At 42.8% G+C, this 3,824-nt stretch carries 3 protein-coding genes and 2 pseudogenes; 1 reads left to right on the top strand and 4 read right to left on the bottom strand.

The window, feature by feature from the left end; all coding sequences use genetic code 11:
• Positions 1–542, bottom strand: a pseudogene (locus C5687_RS23615) (IS1 family transposase); the annotation flags it as partial.
• Positions 543–708: 166 nt separating this feature from the next.
• Between C5687_RS23615 and C5687_RS25430 the strand changes: the two are divergent.
• Positions 709–810, top strand: a pseudogene (locus tag C5687_RS25430) (IS1 family transposase); the annotation flags it as partial.
• A 37-nt stretch (positions 811–847) separates the two neighbouring features.
• Here the strand turns inward: C5687_RS25430 and C5687_RS23605 are convergent.
• The 3 genes from C5687_RS23605 to C5687_RS23595 all read right to left on the bottom strand — a co-directional run.
• Complete coding sequence (locus C5687_RS23605) at positions 848–1,654, bottom strand: endonuclease/exonuclease/phosphatase family protein (RefSeq protein WP_181594239.1); 807 nt, start codon at positions 1,652–1,654, stop codon at positions 848–850.
• Between the two features lie 86 nt (positions 1,655–1,740).
• A complete protein-coding gene (locus C5687_RS23600) occupies positions 1,741–3,369 on the bottom strand; it encodes a PTS transporter subunit IIBC (RefSeq protein WP_104558167.1) in 1,629 nt (542 codons plus the stop codon).
• A 59-nt stretch (positions 3,370–3,428) separates the two neighbouring features.
• Positions 3,429–3,824 (bottom strand): alpha-glucosidase C-terminal domain-containing protein (locus C5687_RS23595; RefSeq protein ID WP_338013986.1); only part of this gene is annotated, 396 nt, incomplete at its 5' end.

Genomic DNA, 3,824 nt, shown 5'->3' with positions numbered 1-3,824 from the left:
AACGTGCAGCTTTCCCTTCAGGCGGGGTTCATACAGCGGCCAGCCATCCGTCATCCATACCACGACCTCAAAGGCCGACAGCAGGCTCAGAAGACGCTCCAGTGTGGCCAGAGTGCGTTCACCGAAGACGTGCGCCACAACCGTCCTCCGTATCCTGTCATACGCGTAAAACAGCCAGCGCTGACGTGATTTAGCACCGACGTAGCCCCACTGTTCGTCCATTTCAGCGCAGACAATCACATCACTGCCCGGTTGTATGCGCGAGGTTACCGACTGCGGCCTGAGTTTTTTAAGTGACGTAAAACCGTGTTGAGGCCAACGCCCATAATGCGTGCACTGGCGCGACATCCGACGCCATTCATGGCCATATCAATGATTTTCTGGTGCGTACCGGGCTGAGAGGCGGTGTAAGTGAACTGTAGTTGCCATGTTTTACGGCAATGAGAGCAGAGATAGCGCTGATGTCCGGCAGTGCTTTTGCCGTTACGCACCACGCCTTCAGTAGTGGAGCAGGAAGGACATCTGATGGAAATGGAAGCCACGCAAGCACCTTAAAATCACCATCATACACTAAATCAGTAAGTTGGCAGCATTACCGTGAGAAAGTTATGATTATCGATAAAGAATATACACTTGTAGATGCAACAGCAAGACTTAACACTGACCTGAGGAATTATGAACATGAAATAAACAACGCCGCCATCATAACATCTGGCAAGGCTGGGACGGAAGTCACTGTCGTTCTCAAAATCGGTGGAGCTGCATGACAAGGTCATCGGGCATTATCTGAACATAAAACACTATCAATAAGTTGGAGTCATTACCAGGTTTAGTCTATGAATAAACATTAAATAATGTCTACTTCCACCAGAACCCCAAAGTGATCCGATACAACCGGATAAAAATCGTTATTAAAAATCACCTGATGCTGCTTTACCACCATCGGTTGATTACTAAGAACCAAATCAATGCGTAGCGCTTGGCTATTTTGTTCCCAACCGTCAATATTTTTAATTACAGTAGTTCCGGAGTCTTTTATTTCTGCTATTTCATAACAATCTATCAAACCGCACTGTAATACATGATCATAACCTTCATTGCGTATATGGCTTGGGTTGTTGAAATCGCCTAATAGAAAGCTCAACTCTGTTGATAATGTTGCCTTTATTCTGTTGAACTGGTCCTCAAATGAGCTCTCTGAGTCACTCCACCAGCCGCAATGACAATTATAAAGATTGAAATCACCTCGTTGAGAAGTGACCTTAATACGCACTGCTCGCCTATGTTTCCAAAAGTTCACATCATAGTTATCACTTAGGTCAATGACCTCATGCTCGACAATCGGCAGTCGCGTCAAGAATGCCAGTCCCTCTTGATATACGTCATAACTTTGATGAACGAAATCCCATGTAAGTTGGTAGTGATAGCCGTATTCCATGAGTTTTTTCTGTAATAAATATCCATAGTTATCAGCGAGCACGGTGTGATTAGTTAATATATTGGCATCAACAGCCGGGCTATTTTGATGTTGATTCACTTCCTGTAATGCAACGACATCGCACCCTTGCTCGATAATGGCTTGCGCTACCACATCCAACTTTTCTAGTTGTTTCTCTTCTTGCCAACTATGGGTATTTAGCGTCATTAACTTCATTTATTATTCACTTATTCATTGTAGCGAGTTAAACGCAGCTCAAGGCTGCGTTTCTCGAGGTTATTTTATCTAGGGTAGAGAATGAATTACTCAGGTTGTGCTGAAAACTTCTCAACTAATCTAGATTTAATGACATCCACTCCTGGACCATAAATAACTTGTACTCCCTGTTCTTTAATTACAGCACCAAGTGCTCCTGTCGGCTTCCATAATGCATATTCAGCAACCAACTGCGGGTCATTAACTGTAATGCGCAAGCGAGTCATACAAGCATCAATCTCAGCAATATTGGCACGGCCACCTAAATTCTGAATAATAATGTCCATCTTCTCATCTTCTGACATGGATTCTGAACTTTCATCGAGGTAGTTACCCATACGGCCCGGTGTTGGCAATTTAAATTTGACAATGAGCACACGGAATAATCCATAGTTAACACCAAAGAAAACAATAGAAACCAATGCGAAGCGAACCAAATCACCACCGATTCCCGCTGAAACCATCATAGGTATACGAGTGAGTAACTCAATCAAACCAAAGGCATGTATACGTAGGTCCATCACATCGACCAACGCAAATGCAATCCCTGTTAATACCGCATGCGCAACATACAAAACAGGAGCAATAAACATAAACATGAATTCAATAGGCTCTGTCACACCGGTTAATAACACAGCAAGACACGCAGATAAAAACATTGGCTTGTATTGTGCGCGCTTATCACTATCAACACAGTGATACATCGCAAGTCCAATACCAATCAATGAAGACGCTGCGATAATAACTTGGCCCGCTTTAAAACGTGCTGGATGCACCGTATCTAATAGATGTTGGTAAGTTGTCGGATCGCTTAATTTAAGATTATTTAAATCGCTAACCCAAGCAAGCCATAGTGGATCTTGACCATAAACACTTGCCCCCGCATTCACCCCTGTTAAAAGCTCATAAGTACCACCCAACTCGGTGTAATTCATTGGAATAGTTAAAGTGTGGTGTAAACCAAATGGCAGTAATAAGCGCTCTAACGTACCATACAAGAAAGGAGCAGTGATCGGCGCAGTGTCTTTAGAGGTTGCAATCCATTGACCAAAATCATTAAGCGCACCTTGAATTAAAGGCCATACGATTGATAAAGCAAACGCAATAATCATCGAATAGAAAATAACAACAAAAGGTACAAAACGCTTACCGTTGAAAAATGCTAATACCTGAGGTAAGCGAGCGAAGTCATGATAACGGTTAAATAAGTTGGCACCTAAATAGCCAGACATAATACCGATAAACACACCCATATTTAGAGCAGGAGCACCCAAAATATTAGTGAAGAATTGAGAGACAGGTAGCTCAGAACCAAATAGGCTCATCACAACCGCCTCGGGATCACTGAGCATAGCGTTATCCACGCCTAATATAACCCCAGTGATACGGTTAATTAAGATGAAGGCGATCAGCGCGGCAAATGCTCCTCCTGCACGTTCTTTAGCCCATGATCCACCAATAGCGACAGCAAATAATAGGTGAAGATTAACTATGATCCCCCAGCCTATGTTTTCCATAATAGCGCCTAGTGTTTCAATGGCACCAATACCACCGGCATACATTGCGACAACTTTACCGAGTGATATCATGATACCAGCGGCTGGCATCACCGCGATAACAACGATAAGGGATTTCCCAAATCGTTGCCAAAAATCAAAAGATAGTAACTGACTCATAAATGATTCCTTGGTTTAAATGCAGGGTAGCCTTATCAAGGCCCTGCGATAAATATAATTTAGTGCTTTCTTGCAAATATATACGCAGCATAAGGTGGGGCAATTTGCGTCGCTATAAAATCTGAGCGAACGTGTTCATTGTTGATATTCTGATTATCAAGCATTAACTCGCCTAATTGCATGCGGTCGATATCAACGATGCTCTCTTGTGGACTTAAATTGGTAATAATGGTCCATGTCATATCTTGTGCAACACGTTGATAAGCATAGATATTAGGGTCGTTAGGTAGCAGCAATTGATAGCGGCCAACCACTAAACTTACATTTGACTTACGCAGAGCAATCAGCTGCTTATAGAAACTCAAAATCGAATTTGGATCATTCTGTTGTTGCTCAACATTGATATCTGCGTACTGTTGATTGACGGAGAACCAAGGTTGTACCTCAGAAAAACC

It is taken from the genome of Enterobacter sichuanensis (assembly GCF_002939185.1).
GTDB classification, from domain to species: domain Bacteria; phylum Pseudomonadota; class Gammaproteobacteria; order Enterobacterales; family Enterobacteriaceae; genus Enterobacter; species Enterobacter sichuanensis.
This window is presented reverse-complemented; position numbering and strand designations above follow the sequence as displayed.

Bases quoted from the DNA above. Each gene is read 5' to 3' on its own strand.
- C5687_RS23605 (WP_181594239.1), bottom strand. From the start codon at position 1,654: ATGAAGTTAATGACGCTAAATACCCATAGTTGGCAAGAAGAGAAACAA.
- C5687_RS23600 (WP_104558167.1), bottom strand. From the start codon at position 3,369: ATGAGTCAGTTACTATCTTTTGATTTTTGGCAACGATTTGGGAAATCC.